We start from the raw sequence: 20,338 nt of genomic DNA on the forward strand, positions 1-20,338 counted from the left end.
TTATGCCTCCAATTCTTTTAATTTTTCTGCTTGTTCGTGAGTTAGTAGAGCGTCTATCATCTCATCTAAATCCCCGTTCAAAAAGTCTTCCAATCTATATAAAGTTAAATTGATTCTATGATCAGTTACCCTTCCTTGTGGGAAGTTATATGTCCTAATTCTTTCAGACCTGTCTCCTGAACCTACTTGGCCCTTCTTAAGCTTAGCTAGTTCATCGTTTTGTTCTTGTAGCATCTTGTCATACAGTCTTGATTTAAGAACCTTCATTGCTTTTTCTTTGTTCTTTAATTGTGATTTTTCGTCTTGGCATGTAACTACAAGTCCTGAAGGTACGTGTGTAATTCTAACAGCTGAGTCAGTTGTATTAACGCATTGTCCACCGTGGCCGCTCGCTCTATAAACATCTATCTTAAGATCGTTTTCATTAATTTCGATTTCTACGTCATCAGCTTCAGGCATAACTGCAACTGTCGCAGCTGAAGTATGAATTCTTCCTGATGCCTCAGTCTCTGGTACTCTTTGTACTCTGTGTACCCCAGACTCATGTTTTAATCTTGAGTAAGCGCCTTTTCCTGTTATCATAAATATAACTTCTTTGTAGCCACCAATACCAGTTTCGTTAGTACTCATAATTTCTGTTCTGTAGCCTCTCTTATCAGCATACATAGAGTACATTCTAAATAAGTCGCCTGCAAATAGTGCAGCTTCTTCCCCGCCTATACCGCCTCTGATTTCCATGATAACGTTTCTTTCATCATTAGGGTCCTTTGGTATAAGCATAATCTTAAGGTCTTCTTCAGCTTTCTCGATGTTTTCTTGCAAATTCTTTAAATCTTCTTTAGCAAGTTCTCTCATTTCATCATCAAGATTTTCATTAAGCATTTCTTCAGTATCCTTAAGTTCTTTTAGATAAGTTTGATATTCTTTATATCTATCAACTATTGGCTTTAAGTCAGCATACTCCTTCATTGTCTTTTGATACTCTTTCATATCTTTTAAAAGATCTGGGTCCATAACTTTTTCGCCAAGTTCTTTGTACTTGTCTTCAATAAAATTTAATTTTTCTAACATTTTCTCATCTCCTAAATGCAGGCAGAAATAAATCTATCAAAGCCTTCAAGATCCTTGTAGATTTTAATATTTTTATAATTATTCTTTTCTAATATATCTTTTACAATATTTCCTTGATCGTATCCAATCTCGAAAAATACCATTCGTTTAATCTTCTCTCTAGCCTGTTTAATGATTTTTTCATAGTATTCATATCCCAAATCACCGCCTACTAAGGCAAGTTTTGGCTCTTTAAATAAATCCGCTTCCAGATTAATATATTCTTCCTTAGAAATGTACGGTGGGTTCGCTATAAGTATATCATAAGTGTCAGTAATATTATCAAATAAATCCGATAAAATAAAATTTACAGATAAATTGTTCAGTAAAGCATTTTCCCTTGATAAGTCTAAGGCATCTTTTGAAATATCAGATAAGCTTAATTCTACTGATGGATTCTCATTTTTAATAGCAAGAGCAATGGCTCCAGTTCCAGTGCACATATCTAAGATTTTGTCACCAGCTTTGATGTATTTATTAACAATATCTATTAATTCTTCAGTGCAAAATCTTGGTATTAGTGCCCTTTCATCAGTTTTTAGAACAATGTTTCTAAAATACTTCTTGCCTATGATGTAAGCCATGGGAGTGTCATTCAACCTCTTATTTAGCAGTTTAAAAAACTCTTCTTCGTTTACTTCAAAGTCTTTGTTCAAAGTTAAAAATAGCTTATCCTTCTGAGTAAGATGCTCTAAAAGCATGTATATCTCGCCCATAGGGTTGGGAATTTTCTTTCCTGACTCTTCTATATCTAACAAAGCCTTAATAATTAAATTCTTAACTACCAAGCGTCTAAACCCTCTTCACTAGGTATTACTTCTTTGACTGCAGCGATTGCTACTTCAACCATATCATCGTCCGGTTCCTTAACTGTAGCTATCTTTTGTAGCCATAGTCCAGGTTTGGAAGCCATCTTGCAAACTCCAACGTTATCGTACTTGCCTATGAATCTGTTGATTTCGTATGATATTGCAGCTATGATAGGCAGTGCGACAATTCTTGAGATTATTCTCATAAGTGGAGATGGCCAGCCAAAGAATGAAAGCACAATAATTGATATAAGCATAACCATGAATAAGAAGCTTGTTCCACATCTTGGATGATACTTACTCATCTTTTGTACGTTTTCAACTGTAAGATCAAGACCGTTCTCATAAGCAAAGATTGTCTTGTGCTCAGCTCCGTGGTACATGAATACTCTCTTTAAATCTTTTTGATTTGATATTAGAGTTATATATACTAAAAATATAGATATCCTTATCAAGCCTTCTACAAAGTTTAGTAAAAATATATTATTGATTTTATCCTTTAAGAAGTTAGCTATGAATGTTGGAATGACAACAAACATTGTTATAGCTATAAAAAAAGAAAAAACAAAAGTAAAAATATTAAACAAAGTATCCTTAAATTTATTAGTTTCCTTTTTATCCTCTTCGTCATCATAGAAGGAAGCAGAATAATAGAGAGCTTTAGTGCCTTCAGACATTGAGTCCACTAGCTTTGATATACCTCTTATGAATGGCAATTTAAAGATGAGCTTGTTGTTCTTAGCTGATTCATCTTTTACACTTACCTCTATCTCGCCATCAGGTTTTCTAACGGCTATAGAAGTCTTTTCTGGCCCCTTCATTAGTATACCTTCGATTAAAGCTTGTCCACCTATACTTGTTTTAAAATTCTTTTCATTTTTCACCTATATAATGAAAATTAGCAGAAAAGTCTGCTAATTTTCGTCTTTTTGTATCTCTTCTTGAATTTCTCTACGCGGCCACCACGTTCAGTAAACTTTTGTTTACCTGTAAAGAATGGGTGACATTCAGAGCAAACTTCTACTTTTAACTCGTCTCTTGTTGAACCTGTAACGAATGTGTTACCACATGCGCATGTAACAGTTACTTCTTTAAATTCTGGATGTATTCCTTTTTCATTTTTCACCTCTCTTATCACATTAACCACTAGATTATATCATATAAAATTAATAATTTCAAGTATTTTATAGAATTTTTAAGAATTATTTAATTAGTTCCAAACAATAATTTGTTGTTTTATACTTCAGTCTTTCTTGAAGCACCTTCATCTTCTTAAGATTTTCTTCAAGTATCTCTTTTGACTCTTCAAGTGAATGAAATTTAAGTATATTGTTGCCATCTATCTCCTTATTTTCTTTCAAGTCGTCAAGGTCATCTTTTATTTGAAAGCTCATTGCAAATAGTCTTGAGAAGATTAGAACGTTTTCATTGTATCTTCATCTTTATCAGCTAAAATACATGGGACTAGAAAAGCTATATTAAATAGTCTTCCTGTCTTATTTAGTATCATAGTCCTATATTCATCATAAGTATACTCGCCTGACTCGTCACTCTCCATGCGAATGTCTTCTGACTGACCAAGTATCATGCCTTTAACACCTGATGATCTATACATGTAACTCATTGCTTTTAATATGTTTGTATTATTACTATCTTTAAGCTTATGAGCTAGATATTCCATAGACAAATTTAAAAGTGCATCGCCACACAAAATTGCGTTTGCTTCGCCATATTTTTTGTGAACTGTAAATTTACCGCGTCTATACTCATCATTATCCATAGCTGGCAAATCATCATGAACTAAGGAGTAATTATGAATTAGCTCAAGTGCGACCGCAAAGGCATTTATTAGCTTCTTATCGAGCTCTAGCTCTCTTCCAAGGCTATATAGAATAAAGGGTCTAAGCCTCTTACCTGCATCGTATGAAGCGTATTCTATGGCCTCTGAGATGACGTCATCGTTAAGATAGGGCTTAAGCTCCATAGGTAGCCTTTTGTCAAAGCTTTCCTTAAATGTATTAATATTCATCATCGTCGTAGTCCAAATCGTCATCGTGTGCTTCGTCAAAGTCTTTGAATGAGTCTATAGTCTCAAAATCATTGTCTTCTACTTCGTAATCGATCTCTTTAGATAGATTTAAATCGTCTATCTCAATTTTTTTAATCTTCATCTTAGCTTCACTTAATTTTTTATTCAGTTCTTTGTAAAGTTTTACTGCTTTTTCAAATTCATCTATGCTCTCATCTAAACTTAGTTCTTGACTTTGTAATTTTCAAGAATGTCATCTAAGTTATCTAATGTTTTTCATAATTTAATGTCATTATTTACCTCCAACACATGAGCTTTAATGCTACTATTGTATGACTTAATGAATATATCCATACCTTCTTTAATATTATTAGCGTCTTTAATTGTTTTATTATCTAAATCGCTTAATAAAAATAGCCTCTTCTTAAAGTCTTATAAATATCATTTATAGTAAGTCTTAGCTTGAACTTTTGTAGATCCTCAGTCATTGCACTTAATTTATTATTCATAGCTTGATTTATGCTTGTTATTCTCTTTTCGATAGTATTAGTCGATTCGTCTATCCTTTTACTAACTGATGAATATATAAGCCTTGAAGCGAGCATATCGACTTTTCTCTTTAGAGTAGATGTACTTATCCATCTCTTTTTAATAAGTATCATCAGATTGTTTGTCTTTGAATAAAATTATCAATTAGAGTTTTAGTATTTAAGCTGTTTATCAAATCTCGTTTATTCTTTAAATTAGCTTCTTCGCTTGAAATATAGTGATTCATTAAAAGCTTATCTGAATTATGTTTTGATCAAGTATATCTGGTAGTTCATAGTAGTACTTGGATATGATCTCAGCCGCTTCTGATGGTGTTGCGCATCTCTTATCTGCTACGAGGTCTGCTATAAAGCTATCGATCTGGTGACCAACGGCTGTCATTACAGGTATCTTTGATGCGAATATTTTCCTAGCCATGCTCTCGTCGTTAAAAACGGCTAGCTCTTCGTAGCTACCGCCGCCTCTTGCGATAAGTATGAGATCTACATCATTCTTTTGATTAAAGTAGTCCAGTCCACTATTGATATTGTTAACTGCCATGTCCCCTTGAACGAAGGAATCATATAGAATTATGTCAATCATATTGGTTCTACGTCTGAGCACCTTTACTATATCTCTAAAGCCAGCGCTCGTTGATGATGCAATTAGTCCAAGTCTTCTTGGGTACTTTGGTATTTCTTTTTTATGTTCCTCATCAAATAGTCCTTCTTTTTCAAGCTTTTCAAGTGTTTTTCTAAACTCTCTCTTAAGCTTGCCTATGCCAAGTTCTTCCACATAGTCAACATTGATCTGATAAGTACTGTTTTGATCATAAGTAGAGATTTTACCTTTTATAAAAACTTTCATACCATTCTCAAGTGTAATCTCTTCTTCGTTCTTATAACAATAGAAGGCACACTTAATCTTGGAGCTTTCATCTTTAATCAAAAAGTATAGATGCCCTGAGTTGTTTTTCTTGTAATCAGCTACTTCTCCTTCTACATAAATCTCTTGCAAAAGAAAGTCTTGGCTCAAAACATCTTTTATATAGTCATTAAGTCCCGATACCGTGAATTTATTCATGGTAGTAGTTCCTTACATAATCACCTAAAATCGCATTTATAAACTTGTAAGAGTTGTCATCAGAATAATTTTTTGCAATTTCTACGATGTCGTTTATAACAATCTGATAAGCGATATCACTTTCAAATTTTATCTCAAAAATTGCTAATCTTAGCAAAGCTCTATCGATGTATGAAAGCCTTTCAAGTTTTGCATCTTTTAGAACATCTTTGAGCTCTAAATCAATCTTAGGCAAGTTCTCAACATATAGCTTAGCTCTATTGGCTAATTTAATTTTGTTCTCATCACTTATTTCAAGTGTTTCGAAGTATGCATCTAAGTCATCTACACTTGTATATTTATTTAGATCAAGCTGATATATTAAGTTCATTAAGTTTAATCTTGTCTTGTCGTATGACATATTATCCCTCACTAAAAAACTCCAGTAAAAATTACTGGAGTTTAATCTTATTACTTAGTAGTTTTGGCTGCTTCTTTAACGCCTTTTACATAAACGTTAACTTGCAATACATGTATGTCAGTCATCTCTTCTACAGCCGATTTAACGCTAGATTGAATTTCATATCCAACCTTGTCAATCTTTGCGCCATATTCAATGTCAACATATATGTCTATAATACAGCCTTCTTCACTGCTTTCAATTTTAATTGGTTTATTAAAATTCTTTACTCCTAATAATTCAGTAATGTTAGATCCTATACCGGATGATAAAGAGCAAACGTGTTCAACTTCACAAGTAGCCTTGCTAGCTATAGTTGCTATAACATCATCAGATATAGTAATATTTCCAATATTATTATTTTCCATAGCTTACTCTACTTAGAGTCTTCCTCCTCATCATCTTCTGGGTATTCGAAATAATCATCGTCGTCATCATAGTCATAATCATCGTCATCATAATCGAAATCGTAATCATCGTCGTCGTAGTCTTCACCATAGAAGTCATCTTCTAAATATGAAAGATCTTCGTCAACTTCAAATATATAGTCTTCTAGGTCTTCAAGTCCTGCTGCGTTATCGCAAACAGTGTCAGCCATTTCATCAAGAATATTGATGATTTCAGTTAAAATCTTTTCTTCCTTACTTTCGTCCTTCAAGCCTAAGCCTTCTGCAAGTCCCTTTAAATAAGAAACTTTCTTTGATAGTTCGTACATTTTTCTACCTCCTTAAACTCTAGATAAATATTCTCCACTTCTTGTGTCTATCTTAATTCTATCTCCAATATTTACAAATAGTGGTACATTTAATGTAAATCCTGTTTCTACAGTTGCTGGTTTAGTAGCTCCAGTAGTTGTGTTTCCTTTAACACCAGGTTCAGTTTGAGTAACTTCTAGTTCAACAAAGTTTGGTGCTTGAACTGAAAATGCTTTGCCCTTGTAGAATCTAATTACAGCTGTATCATTTTCTCTCAAGAATTGAATTGCTTCTTTAACTTCGTCTTTGTTTAATGGAAGTTGCTCATATGTCTCATTGTCCATGAAATAATAAAGTTCATCATCGTTGTATAGATATTGCATTTCTTTTGTTTCCAATTGTGCATCATTGAACTTTTCTGTTGGGTTGAAAGTTAATTCCTTTGTAGCCCCACTAAGTACGCTTCTGATAGTTGCTCTTACAAAAGCAGCTCCTTTACCTGGCTTTACATGTTGAAAGTCTAAGACTTGATAAACGTCTCCATCCCATTCAAATGTAGCGCCATTTCTAAAATCACTTGCCGATAACATATATTTCCTCCTAAATTCAAATATCTACAACTATTATATCAGTAATTGTATAATTTAACAAGTATTTTTACAATATTGAAATTTTTGCAAAGAAAAGTCGAGGCATTCTAGCTCGACTTACTTATCTTTATTATTCCTTTATATTCTTTGCACTCAGTATATACAGTTTTAAAGATTTAAGATAACTTATATTGGACTTTCCTTTTATATCTAAAACATAGCCAAATATATCCTTGTTTTCTTCTACACTTAAAGTTCCATTGATGATAATAAGACCATTGAAGTGAATTGAACCCCTAACATTTATATTGCCATCTATGATTAGTATGCCACTTCCATCTATATTTGCGTTAATGTCATTATTAAGCTCATCTTGACTTATCTTAACTATGGCCTTGCTAAAATTGAAAGTTCTATCTTCTTCATGTTCTATATCTGAAAATAATTATTAATCTCTTCTGCTTTAAACTCTTGAACATTATTCTCCAAGATATTGTTATAAAATTTTCTTTCTCATAATCTCTTAAATGCTCTATAAAGAAGATTTTGTTCATAAGAGTATAGTATGTCTCTTTAATCTTTTCCTTATTGTTTGATAATTTTCTGAGCAAAAATTTTAAAAGCACTTTTATTGGCAACGTCGTATGTTGCTAAAACAACTTTTGATTTTCATACAGACTATAATCTTTTGATTTTAAATCATATATCTCGCCACCGTTCTGATATGTACCTTCTATATCTTTAACAATGACATTTTCTACAGATTCACAGTTGTAATAAAACTGTTTCATTCTAGATCTGTTAAGATACATCATTCTTTCTATGCTTACATATTCAAATAGATATATTAATAGAGCTGTTATTAAAATATTACTGATAAAACAACTAAGCTTGCACTAGCTTTTTCATTCTATCACCTCTACATATCTTGTGCTTAATATCTTCTTATATTCTTTATCTTTAAATTTTAGATTTTATAATAATATTATCATCAGGGTTATATGTGAACGATAGATCTTTAACTCCCTTTAAAAATATGTTTTACCTGTCAGCTCTCCACCTGCTTCTCTTTTGATCTTGTCATTATCAATTATATACTCACAAGTTTTAAATTTACTTCTGCTTCTCTTTTCAAAATATAGAATTTTATTAACACTAACGGTATTGTAAAGGTCAAAATCATTTTCTATAAATGAAAAGAATAGATTGATATCATCTTCATCCTCTAAGTTCTCTTCATATCTTTTGTAAAGCTGGTAAAATTCTTAAGCACAGAGCTTGCTCCAAACAAAACAAGCGATAAGAGAAACAATGCGACAATAAGCTCAAGTAAGGTCTCTGCTTTTTATTTGATGATCTGAAATTCTTCATATATCTTACCCTCGTTATCTTGTATTGAAAGTTTAAATGTGTATAAGTCAGCTGTGTATGACTCTTTCACAAGATTAAATTTAATATCATCGCCTAAGTTTTCTTTAATCTTATCTGTCATTTTGTAAACATCTTCACTCTCATCTGACCTTATTATTTCCATTGCATTGCTTGCAAAATTGTCAAACTTTCTTATCTTCTTCGTATCTCTTTCTAACGCCATAAAATTTTTCAAAAAAACAGACAGAAAAAGTACAAAGATTGAAAATATAGCAAAAGAAATTACAACATCCATCATTGTAAGTGCTTTTTTATACTTCTTCATACCTAACCTGTCCTCCAACTGCAGCTATTATTACATTATATTCTTTGTTATTTTTATTAGACTTAAGATGAAAATTAAAATTGCCGCTAGCGCTTTTTGTTCCACCTTCAGATGTAAAAGAGTAAGTTTCATTATTTAAAAACTTTAGCTGCTTTAATTTATACACAATTTTTGCATTATTAAGGTTAGAAACAACTATCTCGTCATCTTTTACACTAAGTTCGACAGTTATTGATTGCATAATTGCACTAACCCTTGCCTTCTTAACTATTTGCACCACATTTTTAACTTCTTCTCTTTCACTAAAATTAGTAAAGTGTGCATAAGCAAGTATAAACATAGATATGATTATAGCTGCTATGCTTATAGAAATAACTGTTTCAATATATGTGAATGCTTTTTTACTCATACCTTATCTCACCTATAGATAAATAAAAATCATTTTCATTATCGTTAATAAATTCAATTGCTACTACCTTAGAATGTTTATAGTCATCACCTAAGTAGAAATATTTTAAATTTGATATTCTGCTTAAAGCTATCCTTTTTTCAATGCCTTGCGTCTTTATCACTAAATTTGCATTTGTACATCCTTCAAAGTTTACATTAATTATATTCTTACAAACACTTATATCATTTTTAGCTCTAAGTGTAATATCACCACTTTTTTTATATAATACAAGGCTGTCTTTGCTTTCATGAAAAACACTCGCATCATTTATTTGCCATGTATCTAGTAATGAATTGTCATCGTTATCAAGTACTATCGCATCTAAATCTGCTTCTTCATCTTCAAAATCTTCATTATTTATCTCGTCTATATTATTAATAAGATCATACGTATTGCCTTGCGAGTTATCTAGATTAGCAATATCTATGTTATTAATTAAAATATTATTTATAATCTCATTCTTATTTCTTTCTTCACCGTTAATATCTGCCTTAGCAATACTAATCTTCTTTGCTTTTTTTAGTTTTTCTTCATCTTTGCCGCCAGCAAAGTTAAATTTTTCTTTAATTTTTGTATTCTCATACTTAGGTAATTCTTTTTTCATAGGTAATAATATATTAGCAAAAATTAATACTAATATTATGAGTCCTTTATTTATATAGCTTCTCATCTTATCACCCTCAAAAGAAGTATAGCTAACAAGAGAACAATAATTATATCTAAAGCTATATCTATAAACTTTGAATAATTAAAAGTCTTTTATATTTTTATTTAATATATCAAATAGATCTTTAAAATAAATTGCGTTACTTATCTCTTCAAGCTCTTTTATCTTAAGCAAAACTAAAACCTTGCCGTCTGTATTATTCGCTTGATTGACTATGTAGTTATATAGCTGCTCTTTATCTAAACTATACAAATTAATGTCAAAGCTTCTTCTCAAAAGACATATTTAGCTTATCAAACTTATATATCGCCTTGTCAGTAATAATCTTTTCAATATCGTGTTCTTTTAAATTTAAGCTGAGTATATCTATCTTCTTTAATGTAGATAAATATTTCTCAAAACACTCATCATAGTCATCTAATTTAGCAATAAAGCTGTCTTTATTTAAATATTTATTATCTTTAAACTTTTGAATAAATACTTTGTGCTAGCCTCTTTATCACTATCGTCATAAAACAATTTTCTGCTACTCTACTTGTTTTATTGTTCAAAAATATATGATGAGTCAATATAAATAAGATTTTCACTATATATGCTCCTTAAATAAGTCAAAAGCTTTAAAGCAAAAAGCAAAGCTTACATACGGCACTAGTCTAACTGACTTGTCCTTACTCTTCTTTATAAAATTATTAATTAGTTTAAATAGTATTGCTAGTAACGTTGAAATGATAATAAGAAATAAATATTCCTCAAAAGGAAATATCATAAAAGTAAAAATATAAATCCACATCTCCATCACCAATCTGAGAAATGTATTTATTTTAAAATATGCGAAAAGATTAAAGCTATATATTGCCAATATCTTTATGTATGGCACATGATTAAATATAGCTATTAGTGATACAATAAATATTAAAAATAAAATAAAACTATTATACTGGGCTTCTTTTACATCCTTGTATGATATATAAAAGAACTAGAGATAAGATTATATAAAGCTACTAGCATTTCATTTCTTTATTATTTGAAAGTGCCACCGCCAGTATTAGCTGGGCTTGTTTTAGTTCCTGTAGTAATCTTATCTGGGCTAACAGTAATTACACCATTGGCGTCAATTTTAACGGTATATATAGTAGATCTATTTTGAGCTATGGATGAAGGGACTTTAACGTCATTCTTTAAGTAGCCCTCTTTAAACAATGTCTCAGAAGTCACATCATGTTTGTCTGGAAACTCATTGAAATATAGTAGTGCAACTGAACTTATTTGGTCAACATTTGCATTATGAGCAGTTCTTTCCGCACTCATCTTTATAGCTTTATAAGCTGGTATAGCAACAGCAATAAGTATTGCTACTATAGCTATAGATATAATGATTTCTACAAAAGTAAATCCTTTTTTGCTTTTACACTTCTTATTCATAATCTTTCCTCCTTCTAAGAAATAATGCTTGTCATCGAGTCATACATTGGTTTAAATACCATAAGTAAGATTAGCATGATTACTAAGCCCATAATTATAGTCATAAGCGGCTCTATAGAGTTTACAAACTTATCAAGTCTTCTCTTTAAGTCTCGTTTATATAGTGACAAAACATTCTCTATAATTTCAACGAGATGCTCTGACTCATATCCAGTTATCAATATGGTCTTTACATCTTCTAAGAAAATATGACTTGAATTAACAACGTTTTGAAATGTTTCTCCCTCGTTTAAACTCTTAGTCATCCTTTCAAATTCCGTCCTTAGGTAAATTAAATCGAAGTTTTTAGAGAAGAAATCGAAAATTTCATTAACTTTACTACCAGACTTAAGCATGCTTAGCATATAATATAAAATTCTGTAATTTATTCTAGACTTATATAAACCGTTTTTGATTCAAGCAAATATTTTGCTTAAAATATAAAATTTATCATTTTGATTAAGTATAATGCTCAAAATTACAATAATAATTATTCCAAGAATATAATAAATATAGTTATACTTTATAGAATTGCTTACTATAAGCAAAAGTTTTAAACTATCTGGCATTAGATTAGTATCATTGTCAAATAAATATGAAAATTGTGGAACTAAAAGACTATAATCATGATTATAAACGCAATCAAGGCTAGCATTAAAAACTTAGGTTTAATCATGATATTGCTGATCGTACTCTTGTACTCTTCTTGTTCGTAAAGGTTCTCGCTTATCTCTAATATTTGCTCTGAAAGGTCTTTTGAGTTTTTGCTTGTTTTTATATGTTCTGACTTCTCGGCTATCCTTAAGCTTAATAAAGATAAATTATCAAGTATGTCTAGCTTTGATAGTATATCCGACAATGTGAATCCATGCTCAATAAGATCTTTGATGAGTAAATAATAATTCTTTCAAAGGATCGCTAAGCGCTGAAGAACTTTGATACATTTGTTCAAGAATTTGTGGCAGGTTGTTATTTATCTTCAAATTAAATGCGATAATTCTGAAAAGTTTGCTATGTCCTTTCTTCTTACGCTGTTAATTTTAAGTATTCTATAAATCTTAGCAGGTCTAAAATACTTAACACTCATAAAATCAATATTAGAATCTTTAGTCTTAAGAAAGGCTTCGTAGATGTTCTTTGCGCTCACGCTTTTCGCTGCTGCATCTTCAAATATTATTTCATATTTCATTTATGTCGCCTTCTTTAAAGTCCATGTATGTTTTTCATCTATAAAATTATTTTCAAGCAAATAATTTATAGAGTCTTCAAAGCTTACATAATCAGATAGCTTCTTCATCTCATTGTAAATTTCACTTGTTAGTTTTGTATTGTTCTTTAGTAACAAGTCTCTTATCTTATCATTAATAAGTAGTATTTCAAATACTGCAATTCTGCCAAAGTATTTATCATTACCATCTTGAGCTATTAGGTCTTGCTTATCATAAGAAGACCTCAAGCGCTTAACAAGTCTTTGGTTAATTATTGCATTTAGAGAAGTAAATAGATAAGACGCTTCTACATCCATTTCTAAAAGTCTGTTGATACTTGTTACTGGGCTCATACTGTGCAAGGTAGTAATAATCTTATGACCAGTTAACGAAGCTCTAACAGCAATTTGTGCAGAATCTTCATCTCTTATCTCGCCTATGGCAATAACATCTGGGTCCTGTCTTAGTATGGCTCTAAGTGTGTTTGCAAATGTTATGTCCTTATAATCATGTATTTCAATTTGATCAATATCATTAACCCTATACTCTACTGGATCTTCAACGCTAACTATACTAAGGCGCTCTTTGTCTAGATTATTAAGCATGGTATACATAGTTGAGTTCTTGCCTGAACCTGTTGGTCCTGTAATAATAGTCATTTGATACTTATACTTAACAATCTTTTCGAATAATTCTTTTGCTTTGTCGGACAAGCCAATGTTATCAACAGTAAACATCTCTTTATTGTTTAGAATCCTAATACAAATTTTCTCTCCATATATTGCTTCGATAAAGGATACTCTAAGGTCAACTTCGCCATGACTAAATCTTCCATCTTGTGGTGCGAATTTAATCGCAGTATCGCACTCAGCCTTAATCTTGATAATGTTAACAATATTTTGATAAGCATTTTTATTAATCTTTTAAAAACACAAGTTCGCCATCAATCCTGAGCCTAATTAATATATACTTATCATACGGTTCAAAGTGTATATCACTAGCTCTATTATCAATGGCGTAATCAATAATATTTTAATAAATTCTTCAGCTTTTGTTGTTTGAATTTCTAAAATTCCTTTATCATCATATAAAGAAGATAGTTTATTCATTTGCCTTCCTTCTAATCATATAATTATATTGAACTTTCTTATCATATGGTAGATAAGCTTCCTTCATAGGTGTGTTTATATTGTCAACCTCTTGCATGTTTTCATCATAAATCTTCTCAATAGTAAATTTATCATAAAACTTAGGTCCAAATATTTCTACTTCGTCTCCTATAGAGAATTTGTTTCTCTTGAAGCTTCATAAGCTTTTTGTCTTCGTCGTAATCAATTACTTTAGCAACAAAGTCATATAATCTTATATGATGAGTTGTCATATGTTAAAGAAGCATTTTAACATCTCCAAAGAAAATGCAGTAGTAAAGTCTCTGTGACTAACTTTTTATTTCGTCAAGATAAACATTGTTATCTCTATTGTAGATGTACCTATCTAAATCTTCGTAATAATCATCAATTGCTTTTCTATATTGATTAATAACAGTTGCAACATAGTACTCAGACTTAACTCTACCTTCAATTTTGAATGAATCAACTCCCGCTTCAATTAACTCAGGAATGTAATTTATCATACATAGATCCTTAGAGTTCATTATATATGTGCCTTTTTCATCCTCTGTTATTGGATAATATTCACCTGGTCTAGTCTCTTCCATTAGATAATATTTATATCTGCATGGATGAGCGCAATCGCCCATGTTAGCATTTCTACCTGTCATAAAGTTTGATAAAAGGCATCTACCTGAGTAGCTCATACACATAGCTCCGTGCACAAAGGCTTCAATCATAATTTTATCTTTTACTTCATCTTTTATCTCTTTTATCTCTTTTAAACTTAGTTCTCTAGCAAGTATAACTCTATCTGCTCCAAGACTGTGCCAAAATTCAACAGTAGCAGTATTTGTAATATTAGCTTGTGTGCTTATATGAATTTCTTTGCTTGGTGCTAGCGTTTTAACCTTTTGGAATATACCAGGGTCTGATACAATAAACGCATCTACACCCGCATCGTCCATGCTTTGTATATATTCATCAACACCTTCTAGATCTTTATTGTGAGATATGACATTTAATGTTAAATATACTTTTTTATCTAAACTATGAGCGAGCTTTGTTGCTTCTTTTATATCATCTAAACTTAAATTCTTAGAAGCAGTTCTTAATCCAAGCTTGTCTCCAGCTAGATATACAGCATCAGCTCCATATTGTATAGCAGTTTTAAATTTTCTAAATCTCCTGCTGGTGCTAATAATTCAACTTTTTTCATCTTACTCCTTCCTTAAAAGCAATAAGCCATCGTGAACAGTAAGTAAACTTGCTGTAAACCTCTTATCGCTTTTAGTATCTTCAATAAATTTTTAAATTCTTTATTATGGTTCTATATCGTTTATTGTCTTCATCTTTAGCTACATAACCTCTAAATAAAATGTTATCTATAATTATGAGAGCATTATCACTTGTTAAATCATATACTAAGTTTAGGTACTCTTCATACTGTGATTTATTTGCGTCGATAAAGCAAAATCATATTTCTCATTATTGTCCATGCTTTTCAAAACGCTTATCGCATCATCATTAAAAGCTTTTATTTTATTTGACGAGTCATAATTTTTAAGATTTTCTTCTAATATCTTAAAAGTCTCTTCATCCTTTTCTATGGTTAATATATTAGCTCCCGAAGCTTTTGCCATAATTAAAGATGAATATCCTATAGCCGAGCCTATCTCTAAAATGTTTTTAGGCTTAATAGTTTTCAGTATTAACTCTAAAAATCTTGCCACGTCTTGAGAGACAATAGGAACCCTATTTGACTTAGCATACTCGACTAGTTCAGTAAAAGATTCTCTTTTAGAGGAAAAATCTTCTACGTAGTTAAAAACGTCCTCATCTATAAATTGACTAATCATTGTTGCTCTTGTATTCCTTTTTATCATCTAAGAACTTATTGTAATCAGATGAGAAGTTATGAGCTCCATCTGAACCCGGCTTAACTACGAAGTATAAGTAGTCAACATCAGCTGGATGAAGGCTCGCAACGATGGATGCCTCGCCAGGATTGCAGATTGGTGCAGGTGGCAAGCCATCATGTGTATATGTGTTAAATGGTGAGTCAACTTTTAAATCTTCATTTGAAAGTTTTGGCTTTCTCTCGCCAAGCGCGTATTGAATTGTTGCGCAAGATTGAAGTCTTATATTCTTCTCGATTCTATTTAAGAAAACTTTAGCTATTATAGGTCTCTCCTCATCAAGTTTAGCTTCTCTTTCAACGATAGATGCTAAAGTGATAAGCTTATTCAAATCGTCAACTTCACTACTAATCTTGCTATAAATATTATTAAAAGCATTGAGCATCATAGTGACAATCTCTTCACTACTCGAGCCTATCGCAATATCGTAGGTTGCAGGAAATAAAAATCCTTCCAAAGTATCGTTATTAATACTTGATAAAAATTCATATTTTTCTTTGTATTTATCAAGATTCTTGCATTCATTTAAAAAGTCTTCACTTGAAACAAGACCCTTTTCTTCTAATCTTTGAGCAATACGTGTTAATTCGAAGCCCTCTGGTATAGTTACTTTAACAGTTTCTCCTTTTTTACCCTCACCCTTGCCTGCAATTATATTTGCAATTTCTAGTAAAGTCATAGATTTTTTCAATTTAAAAGTACCGCTTTTTATATGTTTTTCAAGATCGTTCTCCTTTAGTACATCTTTAAAAGCAGTTCCATTCCTAATAATTTTATTTTCATAAAGCTCTCTCGCTACGTCAGAAGCACCGCTTCCTTCAGCGATTTCGATAGTATATTCAGTATCGTCATTTACATCGTAAGGTTTATACATGCTCGATACGCATGAGTTTACCTTCCATATAATTGCAATAACTATAAGTATTAAGACAGTTATTGTAATTATCCTTCTTTTTCATTAAATCACCTTTTAATTCTGTTATCATAGATATAATATATTATTGATCCAAATACTGCAACGCTTATAGCTTCTCCGCCCATGATACCTAATACTGTTGTAAAATATGGAATATTTGAGAAATATGATACCCATATTGACACTAAAATCCATTTAATATTATAGGTGGAAGCATAGCTAAATACTTAGATTTTGATTTTCTTGTTAAATATGCAGCTACTAGTGTAACTAAGCTACCGCAAATAATATCTATCATGCCATAGCCTGACATAAAAGATAAAAATATGTTTGATATTAAACATCCTATGAATAATCCAGGAACTGCTGCAGCTTCCATTAGTGGAAGTACTGTTAATCCTTCAGCAAGTCTAAGCTGTATCGGTCCAAATGTTAATTGTTGGAACGGTAATATTGTTTGCAATAGTATAAGTATTGTGTAAAGTGTAGCAATTAAAGCCGCTTTTGTAATTGTGTTTGTTTTTGTCTTCATTTTTAGTCTCCCTCGTTGAAATTTATGTAAATGAGTAAACCTATAAGCCGTGTTCTGTATTAGATGGTTATCTATCTAGTTTTAATGTTACCATTAAAATCAAGCAACTTACCTTACAGGAGGTTACGAGCAATAACCTTTTATCCTTCTTTGTTTTGCTCCGAATGGGGTTTACATGTCACCTTTAGTCGCCTAAAAGTAGGTAGTCTCTTACACTGCCTTTCCACCCTTACCAAAATGGCGGTCTATTTCTGTTGCACTATCCTTGAAGTCGCCTTCACTGGACGTTATCCAGCATTCTGCTCTGTGGAGCACGGACTTTCCTCATGCCTAAGCACGCAACCATCTGGTTTACTCATTACAAAGTTTATTATACTACAAAATGCATAAAATTCTATATTATTTCTACATTATCAGTGAAAGAAGAGAAATTTTAACTATCTCAATGCCATTTGTATGTTTCTTTAATATATCCTCTATGATATTAACAAAAGCACTCTCACTACTGTTGTGGTCTTGCATAATTAAATTAATCTTTGCATTTCTTAGTGCTTGTATGTCATGATATCCTAAATCAGATGTTATAACAGTGTCAGGCCTTTCTTCGATAGCATTTTCTACAAAATCTCTGCCACTACCATTTAATATCATAAGCCTGCTGTTACGATTATTATTTTTATATACTTGTATATATTTCGCATTATTAATATCTTTAATGATATATCCCAAATCTTTTAATGATACATCCTTTATGTCTCCAACAACTCCATAGCCCATATCATCATTTACCTTGATAGCAAAATCTGTATTAGAAAGCTTTAGATTGTCTTTGTAAAATTTATAAAAACCAGAGCTTTGAACATCGAATGATGTGTGCGCGCTATAGTATATGATGTCATTTTTAATCATATGCTTAATTAGCTTTGAGCTTGCATTCATATCAATCTCTTTTATGCCTTTAAAAATTAAAGGATGATGCGTTATCACCATATCCACATCATCCAGTTCTTTAATATCATCATATAAGAGATCAACGCTTAAATAAATCTTTTTTATATCTTCTTTATCTAGATCTATTATCAATCCAGAATTATCCCAAGGCTCTCTATACTCCTTTGGGAAGATACTTTCAATTATCTTTATAATTTCATTCTTTTTCATTGATCTTCTCCATATATTTTTTAATTTTATTTAAATCTTTACTTAACTCTTCAAACTTGCTTAAATTCTTCTCTTTGTTAATCCTATTAAGTATATCTTTTATACTCTTAATTTCATTTTCATAATACACTTTAAGGTATTCAATGTCTTGCATGTCAAAGTTAACTGGCAAAGTGTAGTCCTCAACATTAGTTTTCTTATTAATCACTTCATAGAGCCTATAGTATTTTTCTTTCTCAATAAACAAACGTTCTTTCTTTATGAAAAAATCATTCTCCTTAAAATACTTTCTAATGTTCGAGCCTTCACCCATAGCTTGTATTATTATACTACTAAAGCATCTTACCTTGTCTAAGCTCTTTGATAGTATGCTTACTATAGTCTCTTCGCCCATACCGGCAATTAAAAGTGTATCGTATCCCTTGCTATCTATATTAACAAGACCATCGCTTACAATAAATTTAATTTTATCTTTATACTTAACGCCAGAAAGTAATAGCTCAGCTTTTTCTAATGATTTTTCACTTATATCGCTTTCAATAACCTTATCTATAGTGCCATTATCCAAAAGCATCTTTGCTATATAGCCGTGATCGCAACCAACATCTATAAGCGAGGAACCTTTTTTAATGGACTTAGATATCTCAATAAGTCTCTTTGAATAATTCATTATAGTTCAAGGAAGTCTCTAAGCTTTTTAGATCTACTTGGATGTTTTAGCTTTCTTAATGCTTTTGCTTCTATCTGTCTAATTCTTTCTCTAGTAACGTCAAAGGCTTGTCCAACCTCTTCAAGTGTTCTTGTTCTGCCATCATCAAGGCCGAATCTTAAAGCTAAAACTTTTCTTTCTCTATCTGTTAACGTGTCAAGAACAGAAATTAATTGTTCTCTAAGCATAGTGTTTGTCGCTGCATCTGATGGGGACAGTATTTCTTCATCAGGTATAAAGTCTCCTAAGTGCGAGTCTTCTTCTTCACCAATAGGTGTCTCTAATGATACTGGTTCTTGAGCAATCTTTTGTACTTCTCTAACCTTTTCTACATCCATATTCATTAATTCAGCAACTTCTTCTGGAAGAGGGTCTCTACCTAATTCTTGTACTAATTGTCTTTGTGCTCTAACTAACTTATTTATAGTCTCAACCATGTGTACAGGTATTCTTATAGTTCTGGCTTGGTCTGCTATGGCTCTTGTGATTGCTTGTCTAATCCACCATGTTGCATAGGTACTAAACTTAAATCCCTTCTTGTGCTCAAACTTATCAACCGCTTTTATTAAGCCCATATTGCCTTCTTGGATCAAGTCTAAAAATTGCATACCTCTACCTACGTATCTCTTAGCAATACTAACTACAAGTCTCAAATTTGCTTCTGCAAGCTTATCTTTAGCTGACTCATCGCCTTCTTCTATCTTTTTTGCAAGTTTAACTTCTTCTTCAAAAGTAAGCAAAGGAATTCTACCTATTTCCTTAAGATACATCCTCACAGGGTCGTCAGTTATAACTATTTTGTTCTTGCCCTTTTCTTTAGCTAATTCAAGTTTATCATCCTTGCTTAATTCTTCCTCAAAAGATCTTAGCTCCTCTAAGTCAATGTCTTCTTCGTCATCGTCATCATCATCTTTATCAACATCAAAGTTTTCATCTAAGTCGATTTCTTCATCTTCATCTTTAGTGTCAATGATACTAACTTGAGCTGCATCTAGTGCATCGTAGAAAGATATAACTTCGTCTTCAGTTACTTCAAATTTATCCAAACCATCCTCAATCTCTTTATAGTTGATGTAACCTTTTGTTCTTCCTTCGTTTAGTAGCTCATACATGGCTTGTCTTTTATCTTCGCTAACGTTTTCATCTATTATCTTTATTGCTTCATCCGTTACTTTTTCTTTTTTAATTTTCTTTGTGCTAGCATTCTTTTCTTTTTTCATAAGAAC

31 protein-coding genes, 1 other RNA gene and 1 pseudogene are annotated in these 20,338 nt (G+C 31.5%); all 33 read right to left on the bottom strand.

Annotated elements, in window-relative coordinates; genetic code table 11:
- The 33 genes and pseudogenes from prfA to rpoD all read right to left on the bottom strand — a co-directional run bounded on the left by prfA (position 1) and on the right by rpoD (position 20,332).
- A complete protein-coding gene (gene prfA, locus KO172_RS06715) occupies positions 1 to 1,071 on the bottom strand; it encodes a peptide chain release factor 1 (protein ID WP_215492704.1) in 1,071 nt (356 codons plus the stop codon).
- An 11-nt stretch (positions 1,072 to 1,082) separates the two neighbouring features.
- Entirely contained in the window at positions 1,083 to 1,898 is an 816-nt protein-coding gene (gene prmC, locus KO172_RS06720; RefSeq protein ID WP_215492705.1) for a peptide chain release factor N(5)-glutamine methyltransferase, read from the bottom strand.
- Positions 1,892 to 2,740, bottom strand: coding sequence for a DUF1385 domain-containing protein (locus KO172_RS06725; protein WP_215493477.1), 849 nt, complete (start codon positions 2,738 to 2,740; stop codon positions 1,892 to 1,894). The genes prmC and KO172_RS06725 overlap by 7 nt, the downstream gene beginning before the upstream one ends.
- Positions 2,741 to 2,817: 77 nt before the next feature.
- Positions 2,818 to 3,045, bottom strand: coding sequence for a 50S ribosomal protein L31 (rpmE, locus tag KO172_RS06730; RefSeq protein WP_251320148.1), 228 nt, complete (start codon positions 3,043 to 3,045; stop codon positions 2,818 to 2,820).
- Between the two features lie 76 nt (positions 3,046 to 3,121).
- Positions 3,122 to 3,313: a hypothetical protein gene (locus KO172_RS06735; protein ID WP_215492707.1), complete on the bottom strand. Its 192-nt coding sequence runs from the start codon at positions 3,311 to 3,313 to the stop codon at positions 3,122 to 3,124.
- 20 nt (positions 3,314 to 3,333) lie between these two features.
- Positions 3,334 to 3,951, bottom strand: a complete 618-nt coding sequence (locus KO172_RS06740; protein WP_215492708.1) for a polyprenyl synthetase family protein — start codon at positions 3,949 to 3,951, stop codon at positions 3,334 to 3,336.
- Positions 3,938 to 4,090 carry a hypothetical protein gene (locus KO172_RS06745; protein WP_251320149.1) on the bottom strand — a complete coding sequence of 51 codons (153 nt, stop codon included), beginning with the start codon at positions 4,088 to 4,090 and terminating at the stop codon, positions 3,938 to 3,940. Before KO172_RS06745 ends, KO172_RS06740 begins: the two co-directional genes overlap by 14 nt.
- A gap of 262 nt (positions 4,091 to 4,352) precedes the next feature.
- Entirely contained in the window at positions 4,353 to 4,610 is a 258-nt protein-coding gene (locus tag KO172_RS06750; RefSeq protein ID WP_215492709.1) for a hypothetical protein, read from the bottom strand.
- A 112-nt stretch (positions 4,611 to 4,722) separates the two neighbouring features.
- Positions 4,723 to 5,559 (bottom strand): exodeoxyribonuclease VII large subunit, encoded by an 837-nt coding sequence (gene xseA, locus KO172_RS06755; RefSeq protein ID WP_215492710.1) that lies wholly within the window; start codon positions 5,557 to 5,559, stop codon positions 4,723 to 4,725.
- A complete protein-coding gene (gene nusB / locus KO172_RS06760) occupies positions 5,552 to 5,959 on the bottom strand; it encodes a transcription antitermination factor NusB (RefSeq protein WP_215492711.1) in 408 nt (135 codons plus the stop codon). The genes xseA and nusB overlap by 8 nt, the downstream gene beginning before the upstream one ends.
- A gap of 50 nt (positions 5,960 to 6,009) precedes the next feature.
- Positions 6,010 to 6,366 carry an Asp23/Gls24 family envelope stress response protein gene (locus KO172_RS06765; RefSeq protein ID WP_215492712.1) on the bottom strand — a complete coding sequence of 119 codons (357 nt, stop codon included), beginning with the start codon at positions 6,364 to 6,366 and terminating at the stop codon, positions 6,010 to 6,012.
- Between the two features lie 8 nt (positions 6,367 to 6,374).
- The gene (locus KO172_RS06770) at positions 6,375 to 6,713 is read right to left on the bottom strand and encodes a CD1247 N-terminal domain-containing protein (RefSeq protein WP_215492713.1); all 339 of its coding nucleotides are present in this window, start codon (positions 6,711 to 6,713) and stop codon (positions 6,375 to 6,377) included.
- 12 nt (positions 6,714 to 6,725) lie between these two features.
- Positions 6,726 to 7,283, bottom strand: a complete 558-nt coding sequence (gene efp, locus KO172_RS06775) for an elongation factor P (RefSeq protein WP_215492714.1) — start codon at positions 7,281 to 7,283, stop codon at positions 6,726 to 6,728.
- 1,345 nt (positions 7,284 to 8,628) lie between these two features.
- Positions 8,629 to 8,979, bottom strand: a complete 351-nt coding sequence (locus tag KO172_RS06780) for a hypothetical protein (RefSeq protein WP_215492715.1) — start codon at positions 8,977 to 8,979, stop codon at positions 8,629 to 8,631.
- Complete coding sequence (locus KO172_RS06785; protein ID WP_215492716.1) at positions 8,966 to 9,388, bottom strand: hypothetical protein; 423 nt, start codon at positions 9,386 to 9,388, stop codon at positions 8,966 to 8,968. Before KO172_RS06785 ends, KO172_RS06780 begins: the two co-directional genes overlap by 14 nt.
- Entirely contained in the window at positions 9,381 to 10,100 is a 720-nt protein-coding gene (locus tag KO172_RS06790) for a hypothetical protein (RefSeq protein WP_215492717.1), read from the bottom strand. The genes KO172_RS06785 and KO172_RS06790 overlap by 8 nt, the downstream gene beginning before the upstream one ends.
- Positions 10,101 to 10,178: 78 nt before the next feature.
- Positions 10,179 to 10,349, bottom strand: coding sequence for a hypothetical protein (locus KO172_RS06795; protein WP_215492718.1), 171 nt, complete (start codon positions 10,347 to 10,349; stop codon positions 10,179 to 10,181).
- Between the two features lie 768 nt (positions 10,350 to 11,117).
- Positions 11,118 to 11,519, bottom strand: coding sequence for a prepilin-type N-terminal cleavage/methylation domain-containing protein (locus KO172_RS06800; RefSeq protein WP_215492719.1), 402 nt, complete (start codon positions 11,517 to 11,519; stop codon positions 11,118 to 11,120).
- 14 nt (positions 11,520 to 11,533) lie between these two features.
- The gene (locus KO172_RS06805; RefSeq protein WP_309557683.1) at positions 11,534 to 11,923 is read right to left on the bottom strand and encodes a type II secretion system F family protein; all 390 of its coding nucleotides are present in this window, start codon (positions 11,921 to 11,923) and stop codon (positions 11,534 to 11,536) included.
- A 245-nt stretch (positions 11,924 to 12,168) separates the two neighbouring features.
- On the bottom strand, positions 12,169 to 12,417 hold the full coding sequence (locus KO172_RS06810; protein WP_215492721.1) for a hypothetical protein: 249 nt from the start codon (positions 12,415 to 12,417) through the stop codon (positions 12,169 to 12,171).
- A 120-nt stretch (positions 12,418 to 12,537) separates the two neighbouring features.
- The gene (locus tag KO172_RS06815; RefSeq protein ID WP_215492722.1) at positions 12,538 to 12,747 is read right to left on the bottom strand and encodes a hypothetical protein; all 210 of its coding nucleotides are present in this window, start codon (positions 12,745 to 12,747) and stop codon (positions 12,538 to 12,540) included.
- Positions 12,748 to 13,686, bottom strand: a complete 939-nt coding sequence (locus tag KO172_RS06820) for a GspE/PulE family protein (protein WP_215493481.1) — start codon at positions 13,684 to 13,686, stop codon at positions 12,748 to 12,750.
- A complete protein-coding gene (locus KO172_RS08305; protein ID WP_445080632.1) occupies positions 13,682 to 13,759 on the bottom strand; it encodes a hypothetical protein in 78 nt (25 codons plus the stop codon). The genes KO172_RS06820 and KO172_RS08305 overlap by 5 nt, the downstream gene beginning before the upstream one ends.
- Positions 13,726 to 13,875 (bottom strand): hypothetical protein, encoded by a 150-nt coding sequence (locus tag KO172_RS06825; protein WP_309557684.1) that lies wholly within the window; start codon positions 13,873 to 13,875, stop codon positions 13,726 to 13,728. Before KO172_RS06825 ends, KO172_RS08305 begins: the two co-directional genes overlap by 34 nt.
- Positions 13,868 to 14,047, bottom strand: coding sequence for a U32 family peptidase C-terminal domain-containing protein (locus KO172_RS06830; protein ID WP_309557800.1), 180 nt, complete (start codon positions 14,045 to 14,047; stop codon positions 13,868 to 13,870). The genes KO172_RS06825 and KO172_RS06830 overlap by 8 nt, the downstream gene beginning before the upstream one ends.
- A gap of 157 nt (positions 14,048 to 14,204) precedes the next feature.
- Positions 14,205 to 15,080: a peptidase U32 family protein gene (locus KO172_RS06835; protein WP_508093837.1), complete on the bottom strand. Its 876-nt coding sequence runs from the start codon at positions 15,078 to 15,080 to the stop codon at positions 14,205 to 14,207.
- A gap of 94 nt (positions 15,081 to 15,174) precedes the next feature.
- A pseudogene (locus KO172_RS06840) lies at positions 15,175 to 15,761 on the bottom strand (O-methyltransferase).
- Positions 15,727 to 16,740, bottom strand: coding sequence for an endolytic transglycosylase MltG (gene mltG, locus KO172_RS06845; protein WP_215493485.1), 1,014 nt, complete (start codon positions 16,738 to 16,740; stop codon positions 15,727 to 15,729). Before mltG ends, KO172_RS06840 begins: the two are co-directional and overlap by 35 nt.
- Before the next feature lie 154 nt (positions 16,741 to 16,894).
- Positions 16,895 to 17,242 carry a QueT transporter family protein gene (locus KO172_RS06850; protein ID WP_251320151.1) on the bottom strand — a complete coding sequence of 116 codons (348 nt, stop codon included), beginning with the start codon at positions 17,240 to 17,242 and terminating at the stop codon, positions 16,895 to 16,897.
- A gap of 27 nt (positions 17,243 to 17,269) precedes the next feature.
- Positions 17,270 to 17,600, bottom strand: an RNA gene (gene rnpB, locus KO172_RS06855) — RNase P RNA component class A.
- A gap of 47 nt (positions 17,601 to 17,647) precedes the next feature.
- Entirely contained in the window at positions 17,648 to 18,403 is a 756-nt protein-coding gene (locus KO172_RS06860; RefSeq protein ID WP_215492724.1) for a Nif3-like dinuclear metal center hexameric protein, read from the bottom strand.
- Positions 18,390 to 19,073, bottom strand: coding sequence for a tRNA (adenine(22)-N(1))-methyltransferase (locus KO172_RS06865; RefSeq protein WP_215492725.1), 684 nt, complete (start codon positions 19,071 to 19,073; stop codon positions 18,390 to 18,392). Before KO172_RS06865 ends, KO172_RS06860 begins: the two co-directional genes overlap by 14 nt.
- On the bottom strand, positions 19,073 to 20,332 hold the full coding sequence (gene rpoD / locus KO172_RS06870) for an RNA polymerase sigma factor RpoD (protein ID WP_215492726.1): 1,260 nt from the start codon (positions 20,330 to 20,332) through the stop codon (positions 19,073 to 19,075). The genes KO172_RS06865 and rpoD overlap by 1 nt, the downstream gene beginning before the upstream one ends.
- Positions 20,333 to 20,338 lie beyond the last annotated feature (6 nt).

This window comes from Fenollaria sporofastidiosus (assembly GCF_943169635.2).
GTDB lineage: Bacteria > Bacillota > Clostridia > Tissierellales > Peptoniphilaceae > Fenollaria > Fenollaria sporofastidiosus.

Bases quoted from the DNA above. Each gene is read 5' to 3' on its own strand.
- prfA (WP_215492704.1), bottom strand. From the start codon at position 1,071: ATGTTAGAAAAATTAAATTTTATTGAAGACAAGTACAAAGAACTTGGC.
- KO172_RS06725 (WP_215493477.1), bottom strand. From the start codon at position 2,740: ATGAAGGGGCCAGAAAAGACTTCTATAGCCGTTAGAAAACCTGATGGC.
- KO172_RS06735 (WP_215492707.1), bottom strand. From the start codon at position 3,313: ATGAGCTTTCAAATAAAAGATGACCTTGACGACTTGAAAGAAAATAAG.
- KO172_RS06740 (WP_215492708.1), bottom strand. From the start codon at position 3,951: ATGATGAATATTAATACATTTAAGGAAAGCTTTGACAAAAGGCTACCT.
- KO172_RS06745 (WP_251320149.1), bottom strand. From the start codon at position 4,090: ATGAAGATTAAAAAAATTGAGATAGACGATTTAAATCTATCTAAAGAG.
- KO172_RS06750 (WP_215492709.1), bottom strand. From the start codon at position 4,610: ATGATACTTATTAAAAAGAGATGGATAAGTACATCTACTCTAAAGAGA.
- xseA (WP_215492710.1), bottom strand. From the start codon at position 5,559: ATGAATAAATTCACGGTATCGGGACTTAATGACTATATAAAAGATGTT.
- nusB (WP_215492711.1), bottom strand. From the start codon at position 5,959: ATGTCATACGACAAGACAAGATTAAACTTAATGAACTTAATATATCAG.
- KO172_RS06765 (WP_215492712.1), bottom strand. From the start codon at position 6,366: ATGGAAAATAATAATATTGGAAATATTACTATATCTGATGATGTTATA.
- KO172_RS06770 (WP_215492713.1), bottom strand. From the start codon at position 6,713: ATGTACGAACTATCAAAGAAAGTTTCTTATTTAAAGGGACTTGCAGAA.
- efp (WP_215492714.1), bottom strand. From the start codon at position 7,283: ATGTTATCGGCAAGTGATTTTAGAAATGGCGCTACATTTGAATGGGAT.
- KO172_RS06780 (WP_215492715.1), bottom strand. From the start codon at position 8,979: ATGAAGAAGTATAAAAAAGCACTTACAATGATGGATGTTGTAATTTCT.
- KO172_RS06785 (WP_215492716.1), bottom strand. From the start codon at position 9,388: ATGAGTAAAAAAGCATTCACATATATTGAAACAGTTATTTCTATAAGC.
- KO172_RS06790 (WP_215492717.1), bottom strand. From the start codon at position 10,100: ATGAGAAGCTATATAAATAAAGGACTCATAATATTAGTATTAATTTTT.
- KO172_RS06800 (WP_215492719.1), bottom strand. From the start codon at position 11,519: ATGAATAAGAAGTGTAAAAGCAAAAAAGGATTTACTTTTGTAGAAATC.
- KO172_RS06805 (WP_309557683.1), bottom strand. From the start codon at position 11,923: ATGCTAAGCATGCTTAAGTCTGGTAGTAAAGTTAATGAAATTTTCGAT.
- KO172_RS06815 (WP_215492722.1), bottom strand. From the start codon at position 12,747: ATGAAATATGAAATAATATTTGAAGATGCAGCAGCGAAAAGCGTGAGC.
- KO172_RS06825 (WP_309557684.1), bottom strand. From the start codon at position 13,875: ATGAATAAACTATCTTCTTTATATGATGATAAAGGAATTTTAGAAATT.
- KO172_RS06850 (WP_251320151.1), bottom strand. From the start codon at position 17,242: ATGAAGACAAAAACAAACACAATTACAAAAGCGGCTTTAATTGCTACA.
- KO172_RS06860 (WP_215492724.1), bottom strand. From the start codon at position 18,403: ATGAAAAAGAATGAAATTATAAAGATAATTGAAAGTATCTTCCCAAAG.
- KO172_RS06865 (WP_215492725.1), bottom strand. From the start codon at position 19,073: ATGAATTATTCAAAGAGACTTATTGAGATATCTAAGTCCATTAAAAAA.
- rpoD (WP_215492726.1), bottom strand. From the start codon at position 20,332: ATGAAAAAAGAAAAGAATGCTAGCACAAAGAAAATTAAAAAAGAAAAA.